Genomic DNA, 21,466 nt, shown 5'->3' on the forward strand with positions numbered 1-21,466 from the left:
GGCGAGGTGCGAATGAATATGGATACTGTTTTATAAGTGGGTTCATCAATTCAAATAGGATCTTCAGATTTCATTTCCGCCATCAAATCGAAATAGCGATTCGCTTTCTCTTCAATGTAAGCTGCTCTTCGTTTTGCTTCTTCCAGCTGGGCAAGCGCTGCAGCTTGTTGTTTAAGCATGATCTCATAGCGCTCCGGCACGGTGGCATCCCCTTCCTGGCAGAGGGAGATATATGTTTTAATATCGGTGAGTCCCATGCCACAATGCCGGAGATGCTTTACACACAATAGCCAGTTAACCGCAGCTTGGTCAAACTGGCGATTATTATGTTCGTCGCGCCGCAAATTTGGCACTAGTCCTTTGTCCGTATAGTAGCGGACTGTATGCTCGGTTAAATCAAGCAAGGCAGCCACTTCCTTCACAGTGTACATTGCCAACCTCCTTTATGGGCGTCCAAATGAACGGCTATAAAATTGTCCTGATTGAACCATCCGGCGTACTTTTTCCAGACGGCGGGATTCATATTCAGCCAATGCTTGAACGGCCGCCTGTCCTTGTACTCCATCTTCCGCGCATACTCCTAAAGCCACAGCATCCTGCAACGATTCATTAAACCCGCTTGCCGTAACAGGAGCCGGGACATGTGCCGCATCACCCACGAGCGCGACCCGGCCCTTCACCAGCCGAATGGGCACATATTCTTTAATCGGAATTCCAATTAGCGTCCGTTCTTGAATGGCATGACGGGCAGCAAATCGCCAAGGTTCCGGCCAGCCTGCAGTCTCTGCCTCCAGCTCTCTGAGCGTCTGCTCGGGAATATCCCGTCCATTCAACGAATGACAAACGACCATCCCTTCGACACAGCCCAGCTGGCGCAATAAGCCGCTTCGCTTATTGTCATACCATGTACAGCCGATTCGTCGGCTCCCGGCAACAGAAGATTTATCCTCCCTTTCAATAATGGAGCCGAACTTAAAACCATCATAGCTGTCAAACATCTCAACGGAAGTACCACTAGCTGCAGGACGAAGTGATTCGGGCAAATCATTCTCACCGACGGAGGCAAGCCATCCCATATAGCCAGCGTATGTAGCGTTCGGTTTATCTGGAGAGACATATTTTCGCACCTGGCTATTGTGCCCGTCCGCACCAATCAACAGATCTGCTTCGATTCTCTCCCCTTGATCGGTTACGACCCAGGCCGACTCCGCATCCTGTTCTACTGCGACGATACGCGTATTATAGTGCAGCTTGATCCTGTCATTCTGTTTAGCCGCCTCCCGCAGACGCGACTCGATCGAAACCCAAAGCTGGACGGAACTTCTCCCTCCCGACACAAGTTGCTTCAGCAGTTTCTCTGTCTTCGAGCGACCGAACGTTCCACCGTCTACACGGAGTCCCGATCCGCCAATCCGATGTTCCCCGACTTTCTCTACTATGGTGACCTCGACACCCTCTTGCGCGAGGGCAATGCCGGACATGAGCCCTGAAAGTGAGGCACCGACAATAACAGCCGCCCCTTTTTGTCCTATCTCTTGCTCCACATTCATAACGCCGAGCCCCCTCCCGATTTTTTAAAGAAGTATATCACCTTCGAGTGACTCTAAGTCAACCTGAAAGGGTTACTTCCGAGAGAAGCGCCAGCCATAGGAACAGAAAAAGCCTGCTCGTTTTGACAGCATCAAAACAAACAAGCTTATATCTCTTTAAGCCAGGTTATCCAAAGATGAAGTAACCTTCGTGTCTGCACCAATTAGATTACTTGCGCTTCCATAGGACAACCATGAGAGTTGTAATAAGGGCAAAAGCGAGGAATGCCATGAAAGGAATTGTAATGAATCCTAAGTAATTTACGTACTGGCCTGAACACGGCACACCGCTTGTACAAACGCTGAATTGCTGTAACGAAGGGATTTTCTGCAGTGCGTAATGATAAGAAGAAACGGCCACACCAATAATTGATAAAGGCAGTGCATACACATATACATTTTTATCATTGCGGTAAAAAGCAATTCCCAGCAACAGGACCAGCGGATACATCAGAATACGTTGGTACCAGCAGAGATCACAGGGGGTGAACCCCATTCTTTCGCTAAAAAACAAACTTCCTGCCATGGCGATTATAGCTGTAATCCACGCAAGCAATAACGGTTTATTTACCACTTGCCGTCGCCTCATCTACCTGATCAAAGAAATCCTTCATACTGCTTCCTTCAAACAACTTTCCGTTAATAAAAATCGACGGTGTTGAGGATATTCCTAAATGATTCGCTATGCTCATGTCCTTCTTCAAAGCTTCATTCCCTTTTCCTTCTTGATACGCGTCCAGCACCTGCTGTACATCCTCTGTGCTGGCAACTTCAGCTAACAGCGTTTCCATAACATTATCTGTGAATTGCATGGCTTTACCAGATTCGTCGGTTTGATTGGCGAACAATAAATGATGGAACTTCCAGAACACATCATTGCCGAGTTCCTTATAGACAGTCTCAGCAAATTGAGCAGACGCTGTCGAGTCAGGACCCATGAAAGCATAGTTCATAAAATAAAATTTGGCCTTCCCTGTTTCAACAAGCTCCTTTTCAATTACCGGAAGAAGACTGTCATTAAAATCTTTGCAATGAGGGCATTGATAGTCACCAAACTCAACGATATCGACCGGTGCAGATGCATCCCCTAAAAAGGGCTGCCCTTCATAGTTAATGTCGGCGGACTCCTTTTCTTTTCCTGTCAGCACAATAATCCCAATGATACATACAGCTATAACTCCAACAAACCAAAATATTTTCTTTGACAACGGTATCACTCCTAAACGAAAACTACATGATGTAGTGTGATGAGATAAAAAATTTACGCAAGCGCGTAAATAAATAGGCCACTAATGATACTAAAGACTACAATTGACAGAAAGACTGTTTTTATCGGCAGCCGCAACCGAAAATCATGGACTGGATTCAATATCGATTCAATCCGAAGATCAACGGCAGTCGCAGCAAATGAAACAAATGTAAACGGCATCTTCTCTTGCTTCCCTACTTTAACCATCTTCACAAGCGCACCGCCCAAATGAACAACTGTCCCTTGTCGTTGAATTGCAAATTCATCTGCCAACACTTCCTGCACAACCTTGTATTGATGATAGAACCATTTTTGAATTGGAATATACCACATGACAGAAGAACTGAGAGATAATAAGAAAACTTTTAAAGGATCGCGATTTACTTTATGGTACACTTCATGAGCCACCACCGCCTCTAGCTCTTCTTGACTTAATAAATGAAATAAGCCAGTTGTAATGATGATTTTAGGTCGGATAAACCCCATTGTAAACGCAGCAGGCGTCGGATGCGAGAGAACAATTATACATTCTTTTCCGAGCTTGAAAACTTGATTTAACTTCTTTGTAAGTTCCCTTTCCTTGTACTGCTGAAAATGCTGTTTCATTTTAGCCATTTGAATCCATTGCGAACCAATTTTCCATAACGAAAACAACAATGTATACATGACCAGTCCATCAAGCACATGCATCAAGGATGACAGTCCAATTTCATTCAGCCAGCTATGACATACGGAAACCATGTTGAGTTTCATATCGCAACCTGCAAATATAGAAACAGCATAAAGCACCATTTGAAAAATGATGAGGCTTGTTATGAGAAGCGAGACAGTCAAAATAAAAAACGATTGGCGTTTTACCATACATTACAGCCCTTTTTTCAATTCTTCAATTTTACGTTCCAGCTTCGCGACAAGATCGTCATCAGCTTCCTCAAGCGCGTCCAGCATATGGCTGACGACCACACTTCCGAACTCGTCCATCAGTTCGTTTGTCATTTCTTTCGACTGGCTGTTCAAAAACTCTAATCTGGACTGAACCGGTTTAAATAAAGAAGATCTCCCTTCGGTTCTCTTTTGAAGAATATTCTTCTCTACCAGTCGATTCATCACCGTCATTACCGTGTTAAAATTCGTTACCTTTTCCTGATCAAGAACTTGCTGTACTTCCCTTATGGTCAGTTCTTCAGCATCCCATAAAATGTCCATAATTTTTGCTTCAAGGGGCCCAAAAAAACGGGTCAGTCCCCTCTCATTTAATTTAAAGTTGTTAACTCTCAACTTAGAACACCTCACACTACATATTGTAGTGTCATGTTTTACATTATGCAATAGATACTTTCTGACTTGCAATACATAAAAAAAGCTCACCCTCTCAGAATTGGGGTGAGCCTGCGTTTCGGAAAATCCTCGTATAAAACACTAAAAAACTCATTGAATAAAATGAGTCCATATGGTACTTTTATATAGATAGACATTTATATATAAAAACGTCTATATTTATCCTATCTTAATTGTACAACATAACCTAGTTGTTCGTCAACCCTTTTACTCATTTTTTTAAGGAGCGTGTGCTATGAGGTCAAATTTTGAGCAGGAACAGCAAAGAGTAACTGATGTGATGGAGTTAATTCAAAACCAGATTCGCCGGTTGGAGAAAGAAACTTCACAACGCCGGGACGAAGTGGTGAGCATTCGAAGACATTTTTGGGATGAGGTCAAGGTGAATACGGATTCGTTCGATGATTATCTTGAAACCATTATCGGCTTGCGGCAAGAAGCTCAGGCCCTTTCTGTCAGCCAAAGCACTCATCGGCAAGCTTCCAAAAAATTATCCACACTTCGTCGGATGCAGGATGCCCCCTATTTTGGCCGGATCGACTTTCTGGAAGACGGCTTTTCATCTGACGAACAAATCTATATTGGCATATCCACGCTGACGAACGAAAGCGGAGAAGACTTTATTATCTACGATTGGCGGGCGCCAATATGTAGCGTTTATTATGATTATCAGCCCGGCACAGCCGAATATTCGACACCCGGTGGCATGATCCAGGGAGAATTGTTGAAAAAATGGCAGTATCTCATTCGGGGCGGTGTTCTCCAATCCTTGTTCGATACGAGTCTCACAATCGGCGATGAAATATTGCAGGAGGTATTAGGGAAAGGCACCGACAAACAGATGCATTCAATTGTTGCCACTATACAACAGGAGCAAAATAAAATCATCCGCCACGATGAAGGCAAACTGCTCATCGTCCATGGCGCGGCAGGCAGTGGAAAAACGTCTGCGGCGCTTCAGCGGATTGCCTATTTGCTATATAAATATCGTGACACGATCAAAGCAGATCAAATCATCCTTTTCTCGCCGAATACGATGTTTAATCATTATGTCGCCAATGTGCTTCCGGAGCTGGGTGAGGAGAACATGCAGCAGGTCACCTTCCAGGAATACCTGGACTATCGGCTAGGGAAACTGTTCAATGTTGAAAATCCTTATGATCAATTGGAATATGTGTTGACTGCCGAACATAACAGTTCCTACGACGCAAGAGTGGCAAGCATTCGCCTCAAGGCCTCTACTCCATTTTTCGAAGCAATTGAATCCTATCGAAATGCCTTGGAGACATTCGGAATGGTTTTTAAAGGAATCGCATTCAAAGGGGAAACCATTGTAACTGCAGAGCAAATTGCTGAACAGTTTTACGAGCACGACACAGCACTCCGCTTTCATAATCGCCTAGAAAAGTTAAAGGATTGGCTGGTGCAGAAGATAGCCAGCTTCCAAGAAAGAGAGTGTACAAAACCGTGGGTTCTCGAGGAAATCGAGCTGCTTAGCAATGAGGAGTACCATAAAGCACGCATGCTTCTGGCAAAAAGGCATGGCGTAAAAAAAGAAATGATGGCGGATTTTGATGTGGATCCAGACGAACTTGCCCAATTGATCGTTCGGCAGCGGATGAAATCATTGCGGAAACGTGTCGAAGCATATGATTTTATTCATATGAAAGAGATTTACAAGCAGCTATTTACTTCCCCCGAGCAAATTAGGCAATGGTATGACGGAGAGCTGATTGAGGAGTGGCCTGCCATCTGCAAGGAAACACTGACAACGATCAACGATGGAATCTTGCTATACGAGGATGCCACACCGTTTTTGCTATTACAGGAGCTCATTCTCGGGTTTCAATCCAACCGAACAATTAAACATATTGTCGTAGATGAAGCTCAGGATTATTCACCTTTCCAGTTCGAGTATTTACGACGGCTGTTTCCCGCTGCCAAGATGACGGTGCTTGGAGACTTTAACCAGGCCATTTTCGCTCACGCAAGAGACCGGATTGACTTTCAAACACTCACCGGGCTGTATGGGCCGGAACAAACGGAAGTCGTCCACTTGGCCCGGAGCTACCGTTCTACTAAACCTATTATCGAATTTACTCGAAGGCTCGTCCCGAACAGCGAGGAGATAATTCCATTCAACCGCGACGGCGAGCTTCCTGTTCTGAAACAGCTCGAAAGCAAGGAGGCACTGCACCGCCACATCACCTCGAAGGTGGCAGAACTGCAAAGCCTCGGCTGTCAGAGTATCGCCATCATATGCAAATCAGCGGCTGAAAGCCAGGATGCCTATGATGCCTTATCCAATATCGAACATATTAAGTTCCTCAAGAAAGGCACAATGGAATACGAGCAAGGCGTTGTCGTCATTCCATCTTATTTGGCGAAGGGAATTGAGTTTGAAGCAGTTATTATTTACAATGCATCCGAAGAAGTGTACGGGGATGAAAGCCTGCAGCGTATTTTCTATACCGCTTGCACGAGAGCGATGCATTACCTGTATTTATACAGCGTCGGAGAGCCGACTTCCTTGTTGCACACTGTTCCTGAAGAATATTTCATACAAGCATAATCAAAAAAGCGCCACTTTGTTCCCTGCGGAACGAAGCGGCGCTTTATTTCATATCGGTTTAAATCAACCACCTGTAACGGCTGTATCTTCAGTCGTTACACGTTTCTCTTCTTTAATTAATGCTGCTGAAATAGTACCAATCACAAGCAGGAAGCCTGCGAAGTAGAAGCCCATGTTCAAGCTGCCTGTAACGTCAGTCAAGAAACCTGTGATGTATGGTGCCAAGATGGAACCACACATCCCGATAAAGTTATACACACCGAATGAAGTAGAGTATGCATTCTTCGGCGCATTGTCTGCCACAACGGCAACCAATACCGGGTTTGTACTAATTTTACCGAAAATCCCGTAACCGATAAGAGCAGCATATAATACCCACATGCTATCAAACGCTACGATTGATACAAGTGCAACGAGGGAAGCTGGAAGCATGATGAGCAATACCGGACGGCTCTTCCCTAGACGGTCAGCAACCCAGCTGAAGAAGATAGAAGCCGGAATGGCTGCCCAAGGTACGAGTGAAGATACAGTCGCAACCGCGCTTCCTTCAATACCGCGTGCATGTTGCAAGTAGTACGGCATCCAAGTTACAACAACGAAGAAACCGTAGATGGCACAGAAAATTGTAATGTAAGACATGAGCAAGTTGCGATTTTTAAACAAAACGCTCATTTTAAGTTTTTCTTGTTTATCGAGTACAGCATGTACTTCTTTGCCTTTTGGCTTTTCCTTAACGAGCCACCACATGAGCAAACCGATCAAGACAACCGGAATAGCGACGATATAGAATGGCGCTCTCCAGCTCATCCCTGCTTCAAGCGTGAAGCTGGATAAGTAGTAACCTGCGGAAAGACCGAATGCCATACCGCTGTTAATGATCGCAGAACCGACAGTCAAATGCTTTTTCGGAATCGCTTCAGAAGACAATCCATACTGTGGTCCGTAGTAGAATCCTTGGAAAATACCAACCATGAGCCACATTAAGATAAATAGGAAGAAGCTAGGCATCGCGCCTGAGATTGCTGCAAAAAGTCCAAATAAGATAATACCCGGGACCAACACTTTCTTCTTCCCGATTTTATCTCCTAACATACCAGATGGAATGTTAAGTCCTGCATAACCGATGAAAAAGATACTGCTGATCATACCAAGTTGTCCCGCAGACAAACTGAATTCATTTTGAATATCGTCCATGACAGGGTTTAAGATTGCACGTGTTCCGTAGATTGCAACCCACCCTAAAAAGAATACGATAACGGCTTTGACCCAATACGGGATCAATTCGTCCTTCTGGCCATTATCATGTACTTGCTTCGCCATTATGAGTGCCTCCTCATTCTTTCTATAATGGTACTTCAGGAAAATGATCATTTACCTTGCACTGTTATCATACGGCAGAGAGCATTGCAGACGAATAAAAACACGTAATGCGACATTGCTAAAACATTAAATTTCTAAGTAATTCCTGCGAATCTCAAATTGACCAATAGCTTGCGCCTGTTTATCCGATTCAGACAGACCAAATACGACTTTACATGCAGTTTTAGCCGGACGTTGATCAATTGATATGAATAGCTGCGACACTTTTCAACATATAACCAAGACCCGGATACGTAATGATATACTCTTCCGGTTCCTTCAGTCGTTCTTTAATTTTGCGCCGGATTCGTGCTATTCCGACACGCAAATATTCCACGTCATCCCGGTACTGAGGGCCCCACACTTCGGACAGCAGGGTTTCGTGCTGAACGACCTTGTCCAAATTGAGCGCCAGGATTTCCAATAACAGAAACTCGGTTTGTGTGAATTTCAATTCTTCTCCATCAATCCACACCCGCTTGCTGCCTACATCAACTTGAATGGAGCCTGTCTCAATCATTGAGGAGGCGTTTACAGTCCCTTCCGTGAGAGCCGGCTGGCTTCTGCGCAAGACGGCATTTACACGGGCGAACAGCTCATCCAACGAAAAAGGCTTCGTCAAATAGTCATCTGCGCCAAGATTTAAGCCATTTACTTTGTCTTTCGGGTTGCTTCGCGCCGTTAACATGATAATGGGTGTATGTGAAAACTTCCGGAGCTCTTTTAACACATAAAATCCATCCTTGCCCGGCATCATAATATCGAGCAAGATTAAATCTGGCGAAATGAGATCATAGTTTTCAAGCAGCTCTTCTCCAGAAGATGCCGTCTCAACGTCATATCCAACCGAACGTAAATTTGCTGAGATGAAACGTAGAATCTTCGCTTCGTCATCTACGACACATATTTTTTGTTTCATCCCTTACCACCCTCTCTTAATGGAAAGTAAAGTGTAAATGTACTGCCTTTTCCAGGCGTGCTGTCCGCTTTGATTTTCCCCTCATGGGCTTCCATGATCCCTTCGCAGATCGACAGCCCGAGACCCGTTCCGCCGGAGCGCCGTGTTGCGGTCACGTCCACCTGATAGAAGCGATTGAAAATCTTCTGCAGATGCTCCTTGGAAATCCCAATTCCATTATCCGATACAGCAATCGTCAGCCAATCGCCCTTCTTTTCAAGCGTCACGTCAATTTGCTTTTTCGGATGGTCATTGTAGCGGAGCGCATTAGTAAACAAATTGACCAGCACTTGCTGCACACGTGTTTTATCCGCATAAAAGAACAGATAATCTTCCGCTTTGTTATGAAACTCGATTTTTGCATTCTCTTTTAATACGAACGGAATCAGCTCAATCGATTTTTCAATCACATGGTCCGCTCGAATCATATTGCGCTCGATATACATGGAGCCCGATTCGATTTTTGAAATGTCCATCCAATCGTCAACCAGCTGCTGAATACGCTCAATGTCTTCATGGACCCCTTCAAGCAGCTCACGCTGGAAATCGGGCTCCCATTCAACATTATCGCGAAGCAACGTCTCGACGCTTCCCCGAATGTTGGTGATCGGCGTCTTGAACTCATGCGATGTCAAGGAAATGAGGTTGTTTTTCAACGTATCAATTTCCTCTTCTTTCGTAATATCACGAATGAGCAGACCCTCACCAATCTTTTCTTCATCGGAAACAACAGAAAACTTATGGAGCATGTAGAAGTCGGTATCCCCTGTTTTCGTCTTGTGCTCTAGCTTCAATTCATTTACACCGCCATTAAAGTAGGAAATTAACTCTTCTTCGGTAATATCGAATAATTTGCTAAGCCGCTTTAAGACATCCGGCAACCGTTTCAGCTCCACATTTAATCCATCGCCATCAATTACATTTAAGAAAGATTCATTGACGTAATCGACTTGGTAATTATTATTCAACAGCATAATTCCTTCCGACATACTTTCAAGAACGGCATCGAGCTCTGCGTGTTTATTGCGATAGCGCTCAAATAACAATTTGTTTTGCATCATAATGGCCAGCGACCTTGAAAAAGTTTGCAGGAAAGACTGTTCTTTTGACTCAATGGTCTGTCCTTCTAATAAATCAATGATTAAATAGCCATTCGGCAATTCGCTCAAAATGATGGGTTCAATTCGCTGATTTGTGCCTTGGACATGCTGCTCCATGTATTGCTGCAAGCTGATGTTTTTAAAAATATGCTCACGTGTCACAGCCAGCTCGCGGAACCAGATATGTACTGAAAACGGAACAGTCGGCTCCATTTTCTGCAGGCATAATTGAATAAAATGAGGCAAATCCACCTCAGAAGACACAGGTGTAATTAACTTATTGACGGCCAGCAGTTCGGCATTCCGCGTCTCCAAATTAGCTGTTCGCTCTTGCACACGCGCCTCAAGCTGTGTGTTCAACTCCATCAATTCCGCACGATTCTCCTCGATTTCGAAAAGCATTTCATTGAAATGCTTGAGCAGGTCCGTCATTTCCTGAGGCCCGTCAATCTGTTCTGCAATTTGTACAGGCTGATTCGATTTGTAGCTCGCTGAATACCGTTTGATCGTATCTAGCAAATTTCGAATCGTTCTTTCTAGCCTCGCACTGAGGTAAAGACTCGCTAGAACAACCAGCAATGCCGTTAAGGGAATAAACCACAAAATCGTAATAGCCGCATCTTTCAGCGGTTTCAAAATTAGCGTGGACGGGTTGGCAATCCATAGCGTCCAACCGAGATTTGAAGTTTTGGTGTATGTGATGAATTCCTTTTCCCGGCCTTCTTCTTGTATCGTCATACTTTTGACCGTTCCGCTATTGCTTTGATTGATCGTCTGGACAATTTTAGAATCCGTCAAGTTGACTATCTTCGTTTTAGTGTCAATATCCGGATGGATAATGACATTATTATCTTGATCCAGCAAAACGGCATAATTCGCCTCACCGGAAATACGGGTCGATACATACTTTTCTAAAGCATGTAAGTCGATTGCCCCTAATATGTAACCTTGCATTTGACCGCTACTGTTAAAGATTGGCGATACAATAGCAACAAGAAGTGTATCGGTCCCCCCTCTGCCATGGAAAACCGGAGATACAACTTGCCGCTTTGTTTTCAGTAACTCTTTGTAATACGATCGATCACTAAAATCAATATGTTCGCGCGTCGCGCCATCTGTATAGACAGGGGGATAGAAGACGAGCGACTCTCCATGTTTATCCCCGACATACATATTTACGAATCCAGGATAGTGGGCTTTGACGTCGCCTAGCACCTCTTCGATTTTTTGCATATCGTCGGACTCCAGCAAAGGTGCGATTATGGAAGACAAGGTCTCAATGACGCTGCCATGCTGTTCCATGTAGCTTTCTACATTATCATCTAGAAACTCGGTCACTTTCGTCTGGCTGTCTTGATTATCTTTAATCAAAGAGGAGAGCTGAAAGAATTGAAAAATCCCAAGTGAGATAATTGTCGTCAGCCCAATCGCTAAAAACGAATAGCTCAATTCCTTTCGAAACGAGCGGGATGGTATTTTCTTCATTCAGTCCCTCCTCTATGAATAACAATCTACGATGTAACCTCTTTATAGTAATATATAATAATATTATTTTGTAATTTGAGTGCCTGCTTTGCCTTCAACAGCTAAATCTGCTTGTCCCAGAGAACAGATAATTGCACGGCCGCCGCGTTCAGCAAATTTCATGGCCGCTTCCATTTTAGGACCCATGCTGCCTGCAGAGAACTGTCCTTCATCTGCATATTTCTTTGCTTCTTCTAACGAAATGCAGCCAAGCGCTTTTTGATCCGGCTTGCCGTAATTCACGTAGACATTATCTACATCTGTCAAAATCATGAGGACATCCGCCTCTGATTCTTCTGCAAGACGGAATGCACTGCGGTCTTTGTCGATGACAGCTTCAATGCCAGTCAGGCTTCCATCTTCTTTACGTGCGACTGGAATGCCGCCACCTCCAGAAGCAATGACGATGACTTCGTTATCTGTCAGCATTTTAATAGTTTGTGAGCTTAAAATGGATTTCGGTTCAGGTGAAGCAACCACACGTCTCCAGCCTCGTCCTGCATCTTCTTTCACGACCCAGCCTTTTTCTTGAGCCAATTGTTTCGCTTCTTCCTCTGAATAGAAGACACCAATCGGCTTGGACGGATCAATAAATGCCGGATCTTCCGGGTCCACTTCTGTCTGTGTCAGCATGCTGACAACTTCGCGGTCCAGCTTCAACTTATTCAATTCATTTTTCAATGCTTGTTCCATCATATAGCCGATAAAACCTTGCGACTCCGCACTGCAAACATCCAATGGAAGCGGAGGAACGAAATCTTTCGCTTCTTCGTTTTGACGAAGAATATTCCCGACTTGAGGGCCATTTCCATGAGTTACAATGACCGTGTGTCCGTTCTTTACAATCTTCGAAATGATTTCTGTGCTGATTCGTACGTTTTCGTATTGATTTTCATACGTCGCTTCCTGTTTTGGTTGGAGAATTGCATTTCCTCCGAGCGCGATTACTACTTTTTCTGCCATATTCTTATTTCCTCCTTTTTATCAATAAACCAAGCAACATCCCAAAAACCGTGTCGATTCCGGAACTATGCCCCATATCAAGCAAATCTTCAATGACTGGTTCCAATGTATACATATCGGTCTTCTCTGTTAACGCAGATGCTGCCTTCACAACCGTCGAGCTGAATTTGCCATCCAGTGCATACAGCAAATATTCTCGGCCGACATCCGTAGTCAGATTTTCTTCCGCCACTAAACGGCGAAGCGTTTGATGTGCCTCTGAAGAAATCAAGCCAGCAGCTTTATGGATGGCCAAGATCCCGACAAGATGATCGTCACCTGATGGGGTGAGCCCCTGGCCTCGGCCCAAAAAGAACCGCAGGCTTTGTTCCAATTTCTTTTGATCAGATGAAAGGAGAACCGCAACGAGCTCTTTCAGTTGCTGGCCTGTTTCGCTGGCAGGCATACTTCCTTCCAGATAGTCCGCTACAAACTCCTCAATATCAATGCCCAATCCCGTTTTCATCGGTTTCTCTACCAATATGGATAAAAGCATGACCAAGTTGTTCGTCACATGTTCTGCCTCAAGCTCACGACAGGACAACTCCCAATGAAACGGGGCGGCTTCAGCAAGCGAAACGGTAAGTGACGCCGCTTCAAAGATCAGCTCCTGCGAATCCGCTTGCCATCTCACCAGGCTTTCCTGTTCAATGGCTTTTACAAAAGAGTGCACATCCTCACCCGATAGGTGAATACCGAATGGAAGCTCGCCATTCTTCTTCGTTCCGATGAAAAACAACCTGCTGTCCATCTGGATATTCACGCCATTTTGGAAGACACTGTGTACAAATCCTTCCGGGCGCTCAGAAAGCAGCAGAGGAATACGTTGCTCGTATCCCTTTGCTGCTACAACTGTTTTGTTTCCTGCCCCGCTGTTCATTAGATCAAGCCGAGTTTAATCGCGTACGCTTCCAATGCTTTTTCAAAGCATTCTTTCGGTGCACGAACCGTACCTGCTCCTACTTGTCCCATTCCAGCTTTCTTATGGGCAATCCCTGTATTAATGACTGGCTCAATGCCTGTCTCCACTACTTTACGTGCATCAATTCCAAGACAAGCGCCTTGGAAGTCCCACGTAGGAATGGTGAAATTGCTGTTTTGTGAGACGCAGATTTCAGCCATTTCGTTACTTGTCGCAAGCGCATCGTCAAAACCGCCTGCACCGACAAAGCGAGTAACGCCTGGAGCAGCGATCATTGCCATACCGCCGACGCCGAATGTTTCTGTAATGGCGCTGTCCCCGATATCCGGGTTGGCATCTTCTTGTGAGTAACCTGTGAAGAATAGACCTTGCGGCGTGTTAACCGGTGCTGTGAACCACTCGTCACCCATTCCGCTAATACGGATTCCGAAGTCTTTACCATTACGGCACATTGCAGTAACAACTGTTCCGTGTTCAATCGTGCGCGCCGCATCCATGACTGCCTTGCTAGTTGCCATGGCAATGTTCAGGAAGAACTGGTCAGTATCCGCAAGGAACTGAATGACATCTTTGCGATCTTTATCATCCATTTCTACTTGTACGATGTACGGGCTGATTTCCTTTAGGAAGATCAAGGATGCCGCAATATTACGTTGGTGGAACTCGTCACCCATTGTGATCGCTTTTGCAATCATAACGTTCAAGTTCAAGCCGTCTTCTGTCAGCTTAAGAGCTTTCGAGATTGTCGGACCCAGTACGTTTTGCATCCATTTCAAACGGTCAATAACTTCTTGTGAGTTTGCACCGAAACGAAGCACTTTTCCGATACCTTCGTTCATAATGCAGTACGCTTCATTGCCATCCGTGCGGTTTTCTACAACAAAGACAGGCATGTTGGCAGACGTAATTCCACCCATAGGACCTACCGCGTTCACATGGTGGCAAGGGATGAATTTCACTTCGCCGGAAGCAAGCTGTTGTTCCGCTTCTTCTGGAGTAGCTGCCCATCCTTCATAGATCGATGCACCGATGCAAGAGCCTTGCATTGGGCCAGTCATGTCTTCCCACTTAATTGGAGGGCCGGCATGGAGCAATACTTTACCATCATTTAGTTCTTTTACTTTTTCTTTAGCCGGAACAACGTCTACTAAGAATGGCGCTGAGCCGGTAATTTTGTCGATGACTGCCTTGTTTGCTTCATCCATTGAATTGTATTTCATACTCGTTCCACCTCATTCGTTATATTTAATGCCGTTCTATCCCGATATGGCAAAGGGCCAGACCTTCCTTCACTATCTTGCCGTCCCGTATTACTTCAACAAGCTAAGGATTTTAGCCATACGCTCGTTTCCGCCGGCAATTGGACGCCAGTCATATTGCACGAATGGAGTGCCTGTGTCTGCAAGCGCATCCGTAAAGCCTTTCAAACCGACATTGATGACACGCGGACGGTCTGAAACGAGGGAAGCGATTTCTTCAGAAACGGACAGATCGAATTCCTTGCCCGACTTTTCGCCTTCCACATGCTTCTTTTCATAGTCCTCTACATGTAGCCCTACAATGCTAAGTGCTGTACGCACTGCTTCGTTGTTCGTTTCTTTCACAATGATGCCTGCTTCTTTCAAAGCTTTCACATGGCCATCGTAGCTTTGCGGGTCATTTTTCGTACCGCAGACGGTTGCGACGACATGCAGTGTGCGTCCATCTTCTTTTGCAGTAGCCACTGCTTTTTGAATGGAAGGAAGCAATGCACTTGCCATGTCATCATGTGAACCATAGCCAAGTACGAAATCAAGAAGAATGACTGCTGTAGATGCATCCGCACCTGCCTCTTCGATAAATTTCGAACGTGTTTCCGGATCAATCATCGGATGCGGCTTTCCTTGTGTGTACTTGTCATCACCAAGGTCAACAACTTCATGGCCTTCATGTTTAAGAACATAGCCTTCTTCGTTTTTGATATGAGTTCCAAGTCCCAAAGCGTCTGAGATCAAGATCGCTGCTTCGGAAGCGAGTGTTCCGCCAGAATACAAGCCCTTTAATGTACGTTGGCCTTCTTTAAGATCTGTGTTGGCCACTGTGAAATCACCGGCATTATAATCCGGTTTTACTTCATTGCCTTTTGCCAGGTCAACAGCGATGTAAGCTGTCTCTGCAAGTGTGTATGCCTGATATACATTGCCAACGTATTGCTCCGGTTTTTCACCGAGGAATACGGCAACGACAGGTTTTGTCAAGCTTTGTAGCAATTCCATTACTTCATTTCGGACATGCTCTGCAGGCGGCTTCGAAATGATTGTGATGATTTCTGTCTGGCTGTGATTTTCGAGTGCACGGATGCCATCCATCATCGTGATTGCACCGATCGGATCTTTCAAGTCACGTCCGCCTGTTCCAATCGCATGGCTGACACCTTCGCCAAGACGGTCAATGATCGTCGAGACTTCTTGGATTCCTGTTCCGGAAGCCCCTACAATACCGATACGTCCTTTGTTTACTACGTTAGCGAATGCAAACGGTACGCCATCCAAAATACCTGTACCGCAGTCTGGGCCCATGACAAGCAATCCTTTATCATGCGCTTTTTGCTTTAAACGAAGCTCGTCCTCGATCGATACGTTGTCACTGAATAAGAAAACGTGAAGTCCACGGTCAAGCGCCTTGTCCGCCTCGTCCGCAGCATATTGACCCGGCACTGAAATCATAGCGACATTCGCTCCTGGCAACGCGTCCACTGCTTTGTCCCATGTACGCACTGTTTCAAAGCTTTGTTTTTTATTGCTGATGGATTGGTCTTTCAAGTACTGATCTACTTTTTCTAGCACTTTGTCAATTAAACTAGCATCGTCTGTGTCTACAACGATTGCCATGTCGTTTGATTCGGCTGCTTCCAATTCAGGTGTATGCAATCCAGCTGTATTGAAAATATCCTTGTTCGCCGGAGTCGCCATCATAATTTGCACCTTGTTAAGCCCTTCCATCGTCGACACGGAATTCGTTAGCAACATCAGGTTGATGGAGTCTTGGTACGAGTTCTTCTTAATAATCGTATGAAGCACAAAAATCACTCCTCTATTTTTTTGAAAATCAGCACAGCAACTCACATGCCACAATAATTCTCAGAAATAATTGCATGCAACTGTTGATTTTCTACGCCAAAATCATTGTAACTGAGGCGCCATTGCAGACGAATAAAATCCACGGGTCCCACATTACAAAAACGTAAAAATTCTGATCAAAAGCTGTTTTCTTAGCGAACGGTAGTATAGTATGTAGGAGAAAATTGTTGAAAAGAAATAGATTTTGAACCTAACGATCACCTAAAGAAGTTCAAATACAGAGGAGACGAAATGATCATGGCAGAAACATTTGTCTATCGGCAAGTCGGAGAGTGTTCTATTGAGGGCGTGCTCCATCGCTCACCTGTGAAGCAGGCGCCTTTGCTTGTTTTCATCCACGGAGGCGGACTGGTGTGGGGCACGAAGGACGATTTACATAAAGAACAAATAAAACGGTACACCGAAGCAGGATTCCACGTGTTTTCCGTCGATTACCGCCTGGCACCGGAAACAAAGCTGCCTGGCATTCGGGAAGATATTGAAAGTTTGATCGTGTGGTTAAAAACAGAGGCTTCTTCTAAGTTCGACTTTGATTCAAACCGCGTGGCTGTAGTCGGCAGTTCGGCTGGCGGTTATTTAGCTTTGCTGTCCGGCACTTTTGCCATCAAGCCGGATGCCATTGTGTCTTTCTACGGTTATGGACAAGTTACCGGAGACTGGTATAAGAAACCGAGTCCTCACTTTACAGCGATGCCTACTGTTCCTGAAGTGCTTGCAAACCAACTGGTGCAACCCTCGCCTATTTCTTCTGCTCCGATTCAAACAAGATACGCCATTTACTTGTATTGCCGTCAAACGGGGTCATGGCTTGATTGGGTGGCAGGGAAAGAGCTTGCCGAGGACGAAGAGGACTTGAAAAACTTTGCGCCTGTCGAGCTGGCAGACGCTGCATATCCGGCCACCTTGCTAATTCATGGAGATGCTGACAAGGATGTTCCGTACTCGGAATCGGTCGGGATGAAAGCGAAGCTGGATGCCCTGGGGGTCTGCAATGAACTGCTGACGATCCGTCAAGGACAGCATAATTTCGATGCGAACATGGAGGATCCGGACGCGATATATGCAGTAGAACAAACGATACGATTCCTGAAAGACCGCTTAAAAATCGAAGAATCATAACAAAGGGGAGTGCTGGAAATGAGAGTGAGCTTTGACGAGCTGAAAATGTTAATAGCACGGAAATTGACGAAAGCAGGTCTCCAGCCGGCGCACGCAGAAACGGTTGCCGATGTACTGGCGCATGCAGATGCCCGGGGGATTCATTCACATGGTGCTATGCGGGTCGAGTACTATGCGGAGCGTATTGCAAAAGGCGGTACAACGATTGAACCGGATTTCAAATTTACAAAGACCGGAACGGGAACTGCCGTGCTGGATGCCGATAACGGGGCCGGGCATGTGGCGGCGAAAGAAGCAATGGAGTACGCCATTCAAATGGCACGCGAAAACGGTACAGCCATCGTTGGCATACGCCGAATGGGCCACAGCGGAGCACTGTCTTATTTCGTCGAGCAGGCTGCAGAAGCTGGTATGATCGGCATTTCCATGTGCCAATCGGACCCTATGGTCGTTCCGTTTGGCGGTGCAGAACCGTATTTCGGCACAAACCCGATTGCTTTCGGCGCACCGGGCAAAGCGGACGATAAAATCATAATTGATATGGCGACAAGCATCCAGGCTTGGGGGAAAATCCTGCATGCCCGTTCAAAGCAAGAATCCATCCCAGATACGTGGGCAGTCGACAAGGAAGGGATTCCAACAACGGACCCCTTCAAAGTGAACGCCCTTCTGCCGATTGCCGGGCCTAAAGGGTATGGCCTCATGATGATGATCGACATCTTATCAGGCGTTCTGCTTGGCCTGCCATTTGGCAAGCATGTGTCCTCTATGTACCACGACCTGACTGCAGGCCGTGAGCTGGGCCAGCTGCATATTGTCATTGATCCCGGCGCTTTCACAAGCACAGACTTGTTCCGCGAAAGCATTTCCGGCATGATGAAGGAATTGAACGAGGTGAAGCCTGCTCCAGGATTTAATCAAGTGCTGTATCCGGGACAAGACGCCTTGCTGAAAGAGCAAGAGTCCAGGAAGAACGGGATCGACATAGTCGATGACATTATCGACTACTTGCGGAGCGATGTCATCCATAACAATCAATATGATCATAAAGATCCGTTTGCGAAGTAAAACGACGAATGAGCGCAGCCAGGTTAACTCCCGGCTGCGCTCATTTTATTAATCCACGATCTGTGCCTGCTTTAACAGGAAAGCCCGCAAGACTTGCGCGCCTTCCATCAGCTGCTCCATGGATGTGAATTCCGCAGGATTATGGCTGAGCCCATCCTTGGACGGAACGAAAATCATGCCTGTCGGACAGAGGGACGCCATATTCATCGCATCATGGCCGGCGCCGCTCGGCATCTTCATCCAAGCGATCCCTTGTGCCTCACAAACTGATTCCAAATCCTCCACTAGCGCGTTGTCCATTTGAACAGGCGTCTCGCTTGAGATTTCCTCCATCCAGATATTCAGTCCACGAGCTTGCTTCACATCGTCTATCGCTTTTTCAAGTGCCTCCACCACCCGTTGACGGGATTCAAGGCTCGTCCCCCGGATGTCGACGTCCAATTCCGCAAGCCCCGGCACAACATTCATGGCCCCAGGCTTGATGGAAAAGACACCGACCGTACCGACTGTACCATGTGCAAGCTCCTCGATCGCTGCCCGTTCCACGGCAAGCGCGATTTCTGCTCCTCCAAGAAGGGCGTCATGCCGATAATCCATTGGTGTAGTGCCGGAATGATCCGCCGTCCCTTCCACATGCACGTGAAAACGGATTGGTGCGGCAATAGCCGACACAATGCCGATCGAAATATCTTGTTTTTCAAGGACGGGCCCCTGTTCCACATGCAGCTCAACGAAAGCCTTGAATTCATCGCGAAAACGTTTTGCCAAATGAACCTCTTCCAAATCAAGACCATTCTCTTCGAATGCATGCATCAGCGTGACTCCATTTTTATCTGTTAAAGACCTGGTGTACGCCGGATCCAGCCGGCCCGTCATCGCTTTGCTTCCTAGAGTCGACGCGCCAAAGCGGGCAGACTCTTCACATGCAAATATGATCACTTCGAGCGGATGCAAAGTAGCAATGCCTTCATCCGCTAGTGAACGCATAATTTCAAGAGCAACAAGAACGCCCGCCGTCCCGTCAAATTCTCCAGCAGCATACACCGAGTCAATATGCGAACCCGTCGCAACAACCGGCAAGTCGGGGGCAGTCCCTTCCCGGCGTGCAATAACATTCCCCGCATAATCCGTCCGCACCGTCAGACCCGCAAGCTCCAGCTGCTCGATCATATAGAGCCGAGCATCGCGTTCCATTTTTGTATAGGCCAGTCGATTAATGCCTTCTCCTTTGTCCGTGAACTTCGCAAGTTCTTCAAACGAGAGGCGCAGCCGATCCATCTTCATGGCAATTCCCCCCTCTTTCTATAATCGTGTTTCTATTTACAAAATTGTTATATCTCCAAGTATCGCAAGTTGAAGCTAGAAAATCAAATCTGTTTTTGGGATGATTATCGAGCGTCTCAGACCTGCCAATTGGTAGCTAAACAACCACTACTCATAATATTGTTTGTTGTGGCACGTGCTTCTTAATAATTTCTCTAATGGCACCAATTACAATGTCTGGGTGTTCTAATTGAATAAAATGCCCACTTTCTTTAACAATTATTTGGGAACTATTAGTTGAAAGCGAAAGTAAGCTTTTCTGCGATTCCATCCAACCTTTAAAAACTTTTTCCGTTTTTCCTGCTGTAATAACTACCAAAGGTATATTTCCAATTGAGCTAACTTTACTCATCTGCTCAACACTTGTTGTTAACTGCCGTGCTTCCTGCAACATCGTTGTGTTTGAATAATGTTTGTAAAAAAAAGCTTCGTCTAATTGGCTATTCACATAGGAAAGCCTTTTTTTACGTTCATTAATGTGCGGAATAAAACCCATTTTCCCGAACAAACGGAAAACACCTAATTTATTTAAGGCAATTGAAATTGACATAACGAAAACCATACCAATTAAAGTAGGCTTTTTGAAATAGCTCCTATAACACTCAACAGAACCACCATCGACAAGAACGATACCAACAATTTTTTCTGGATATTTGTGTGCGAAGAGACACATGCTTAAAGCGCCTAGGGAATGACCAACTAATATATAGGGTGGCTTTTCTCCAGCATTAACTAGTAACGTATGAAGTTCCTCTACAATTTGTTCACTTGTTCGCGGCTTTTTACTCTTTTCACTTAATCCCATTCCGGCTCTGTCATAAACAACAGTTCTTGCCATTTTAGATAGTTCCGGCTGAACCAGACTCCAATCGCTAGTTGCTAAACATACCCCATGTCCACATTCAAAGACAATTGTTGGATCCGCCTCACCTTCACCATACATATGGAGTTGTGTTTCTCCTATATTAACTAACATTCCACTTGGTATACATCGCTTTTCGTCCTTTTTTAATAAGATGTATTGAAAGGTAATACCACTGACTATAACGATGATAAAAATGAAAACCAAGGTAATTACTATCAACTTAATCCCTCCTAAAATGGTTAACTAATTTCCCCTTTACATCAATTTAATCTTGACCACTATATTATTATGGGTATTAAGAGATGAACCCGTTTAATTTACTTCTCAAATTCTCTCCTTCAATGACTAATTAATGAATA

The 21,466-nt window shown here is 45.4% G+C and carries 18 protein-coding genes; 3 read left to right on the forward strand and 15 right to left on the reverse strand.

The genetic code is table 11. The features are described 5' to 3' along the window. Positions 1 to 50: 50 nt before the first annotated feature. From ACSW3C_RS07090 to ACSW3C_RS07115, 6 genes are all read right to left on the reverse strand, one after another. On the reverse strand, positions 51 to 431 hold the full coding sequence (locus tag ACSW3C_RS07090; protein ID WP_486561753.1) for a MerR family transcriptional regulator: 381 nt from the start codon (positions 429 to 431) through the stop codon (positions 51 to 53). A gap of 12 nt (positions 432 to 443) precedes the next feature. Then, complete coding sequence (locus ACSW3C_RS07095; RefSeq protein WP_486561754.1) at positions 444 to 1,550, reverse strand: FAD-dependent oxidoreductase; 1,107 nt, start codon at positions 1,548 to 1,550, stop codon at positions 444 to 446. Between the two features lie 208 nt (positions 1,551 to 1,758). Beyond that, a complete protein-coding gene (locus ACSW3C_RS07100) occupies positions 1,759 to 2,163 on the reverse strand; it encodes a disulfide oxidoreductase (protein WP_486561755.1) in 405 nt (134 codons plus the stop codon). After that, positions 2,153 to 2,806: a DsbA family protein gene (locus tag ACSW3C_RS07105; RefSeq protein WP_486561756.1), complete on the reverse strand. Its 654-nt coding sequence runs from the start codon at positions 2,804 to 2,806 to the stop codon at positions 2,153 to 2,155. The genes ACSW3C_RS07100 and ACSW3C_RS07105 overlap by 11 nt, the downstream gene beginning before the upstream one ends. Positions 2,807 to 2,850: 44 nt before the next feature. After that, complete coding sequence (locus ACSW3C_RS07110; protein WP_486561757.1) at positions 2,851 to 3,699, reverse strand: M56 family metallopeptidase; 849 nt, start codon at positions 3,697 to 3,699, stop codon at positions 2,851 to 2,853. A gap of 3 nt (positions 3,700 to 3,702) precedes the next feature. Next, positions 3,703 to 4,116: a BlaI/MecI/CopY family transcriptional regulator gene (locus ACSW3C_RS07115; RefSeq protein WP_486561758.1), complete on the reverse strand. Its 414-nt coding sequence runs from the start codon at positions 4,114 to 4,116 to the stop codon at positions 3,703 to 3,705. A gap of 295 nt (positions 4,117 to 4,411) precedes the next feature. On the opposite strand from ACSW3C_RS07115, the gene helD reads away from it, so the two are divergent. Continuing rightward, complete coding sequence (helD, locus tag ACSW3C_RS07120; RefSeq protein ID WP_486561759.1) at positions 4,412 to 6,748, forward strand: RNA polymerase recycling motor HelD; 2,337 nt, start codon at positions 4,412 to 4,414, stop codon at positions 6,746 to 6,748. 63 nt (positions 6,749 to 6,811) lie between these two features. Here the strand turns inward: helD and ACSW3C_RS07125 are convergent, their stop codons facing one another. The 7 genes from ACSW3C_RS07125 to fdrA all read right to left on the reverse strand — a co-directional run bounded on the left by ACSW3C_RS07125 (position 6,812) and on the right by fdrA (position 16,672). Further along, the gene (locus ACSW3C_RS07125) at positions 6,812 to 8,068 is read right to left on the reverse strand and encodes an MFS transporter (RefSeq protein ID WP_486561760.1); all 1,257 of its coding nucleotides are present in this window, start codon (positions 8,066 to 8,068) and stop codon (positions 6,812 to 6,814) included. 238 nt (positions 8,069 to 8,306) lie between these two features. Beyond that, positions 8,307 to 9,026 carry a response regulator transcription factor gene (locus ACSW3C_RS07130; RefSeq protein WP_486561761.1) on the reverse strand — a complete coding sequence of 240 codons (720 nt, stop codon included), beginning with the start codon at positions 9,024 to 9,026 and terminating at the stop codon, positions 8,307 to 8,309. Further along, positions 9,023 to 11,650: an ATP-binding protein gene (locus ACSW3C_RS07135; RefSeq protein WP_486561762.1), complete on the reverse strand. Its 2,628-nt coding sequence runs from the start codon at positions 11,648 to 11,650 to the stop codon at positions 9,023 to 9,025. The genes ACSW3C_RS07130 and ACSW3C_RS07135 overlap by 4 nt, the downstream gene beginning before the upstream one ends. A 63-nt stretch (positions 11,651 to 11,713) precedes the next feature. Then, on the reverse strand, positions 11,714 to 12,652 hold the full coding sequence (gene arcC, locus ACSW3C_RS07140) for a carbamate kinase (RefSeq protein ID WP_486561763.1): 939 nt from the start codon (positions 12,650 to 12,652) through the stop codon (positions 11,714 to 11,716). Positions 12,653 to 12,656: 4 nt separating this feature from the next. Beyond that, complete coding sequence (locus tag ACSW3C_RS07145) at positions 12,657 to 13,571, reverse strand: oxamate carbamoyltransferase subunit AllH family protein (protein WP_486561764.1); 915 nt, start codon at positions 13,569 to 13,571, stop codon at positions 12,657 to 12,659. Continuing rightward, on the reverse strand, positions 13,571 to 14,833 hold the full coding sequence (locus ACSW3C_RS07150) for a YlbE family protein (RefSeq protein ID WP_486561765.1): 1,263 nt from the start codon (positions 14,831 to 14,833) through the stop codon (positions 13,571 to 13,573). Before ACSW3C_RS07150 ends, ACSW3C_RS07145 begins: the two co-directional genes overlap by 1 nt. Before the next feature lie 90 nt (positions 14,834 to 14,923). Further along, positions 14,924 to 16,672 carry an acyl-CoA synthetase FdrA gene (gene fdrA, locus ACSW3C_RS07155; protein ID WP_486561766.1) on the reverse strand — a complete coding sequence of 583 codons (1,749 nt, stop codon included), beginning with the start codon at positions 16,670 to 16,672 and terminating at the stop codon, positions 14,924 to 14,926. Between the two features lie 297 nt (positions 16,673 to 16,969). Here fdrA and ACSW3C_RS07160 point away from each other — a divergent pair, with 297 nt between their 5' ends. After that, on the forward strand, positions 16,970 to 17,851 hold the full coding sequence (locus ACSW3C_RS07160; protein ID WP_486561767.1) for an alpha/beta hydrolase: 882 nt from the start codon (positions 16,970 to 16,972) through the stop codon (positions 17,849 to 17,851). An 18-nt stretch (positions 17,852 to 17,869) separates the two neighbouring features. Continuing rightward, positions 17,870 to 18,919, forward strand: a complete 1,050-nt coding sequence (allD, locus tag ACSW3C_RS07165) for an ureidoglycolate dehydrogenase (protein WP_486561768.1) — start codon at positions 17,870 to 17,872, stop codon at positions 18,917 to 18,919. 48 nt (positions 18,920 to 18,967) lie between these two features. On the opposite strand, the gene ACSW3C_RS07170 is transcribed toward allD, so the two are convergent. Then, a complete protein-coding gene (locus tag ACSW3C_RS07170) occupies positions 18,968 to 20,203 on the reverse strand; it encodes an allantoate amidohydrolase (RefSeq protein WP_486561769.1) in 1,236 nt (411 codons plus the stop codon). Positions 20,204 to 20,354: 151 nt separating this feature from the next. Further along, a complete protein-coding gene (locus tag ACSW3C_RS07175) occupies positions 20,355 to 21,326 on the reverse strand; it encodes an alpha/beta fold hydrolase (protein ID WP_486561770.1) in 972 nt (323 codons plus the stop codon). Between the last annotated feature and the right edge of the window lie 140 nt (positions 21,327 to 21,466).

It is taken from the genome of Sporosarcina sp. AD_1 (genome assembly GCF_057373025.1).

Bases quoted from the DNA above. Each gene is read 5' to 3' on its own strand.
- ACSW3C_RS07090 (WP_486561753.1), bottom strand. From the start codon at position 431: ATGTACACTGTGAAGGAAGTGGCTGCCTTGCTTGATTTAACCGAGCAT.
- ACSW3C_RS07095 (WP_486561754.1), bottom strand. From the start codon at position 1,550: ATGAATGTGGAGCAAGAGATAGGACAAAAAGGGGCGGCTGTTATTGTC.
- ACSW3C_RS07110 (WP_486561757.1), bottom strand. From the start codon at position 3,699: ATGGTAAAACGCCAATCGTTTTTTATTTTGACTGTCTCGCTTCTCATA.
- helD (WP_486561759.1), top strand. From the start codon at position 4,412: ATGAGGTCAAATTTTGAGCAGGAACAGCAAAGAGTAACTGATGTGATG.
- ACSW3C_RS07125 (WP_486561760.1), bottom strand. From the start codon at position 8,068: ATGGCGAAGCAAGTACATGATAATGGCCAGAAGGACGAATTGATCCCG.
- ACSW3C_RS07130 (WP_486561761.1), bottom strand. From the start codon at position 9,026: ATGAAACAAAAAATATGTGTCGTAGATGACGAAGCGAAGATTCTACGT.
- ACSW3C_RS07135 (WP_486561762.1), bottom strand. From the start codon at position 11,650: ATGAAGAAAATACCATCCCGCTCGTTTCGAAAGGAATTGAGCTATTCG.
- arcC (WP_486561763.1), bottom strand. From the start codon at position 12,652: ATGGCAGAAAAAGTAGTAATCGCGCTCGGAGGAAATGCAATTCTCCAA.
- ACSW3C_RS07145 (WP_486561764.1), bottom strand. From the start codon at position 13,571: ATGAACAGCGGGGCAGGAAACAAAACAGTTGTAGCAGCAAAGGGATAC.
- ACSW3C_RS07150 (WP_486561765.1), bottom strand. From the start codon at position 14,833: ATGAAATACAATTCAATGGATGAAGCAAACAAGGCAGTCATCGACAAA.
- ACSW3C_RS07160 (WP_486561767.1), top strand. From the start codon at position 16,970: ATGGCAGAAACATTTGTCTATCGGCAAGTCGGAGAGTGTTCTATTGAG.
- allD (WP_486561768.1), top strand. From the start codon at position 17,870: ATGAGAGTGAGCTTTGACGAGCTGAAAATGTTAATAGCACGGAAATTG.
- ACSW3C_RS07170 (WP_486561769.1), bottom strand. From the start codon at position 20,203: ATGAAGATGGATCGGCTGCGCCTCTCGTTTGAAGAACTTGCGAAGTTC.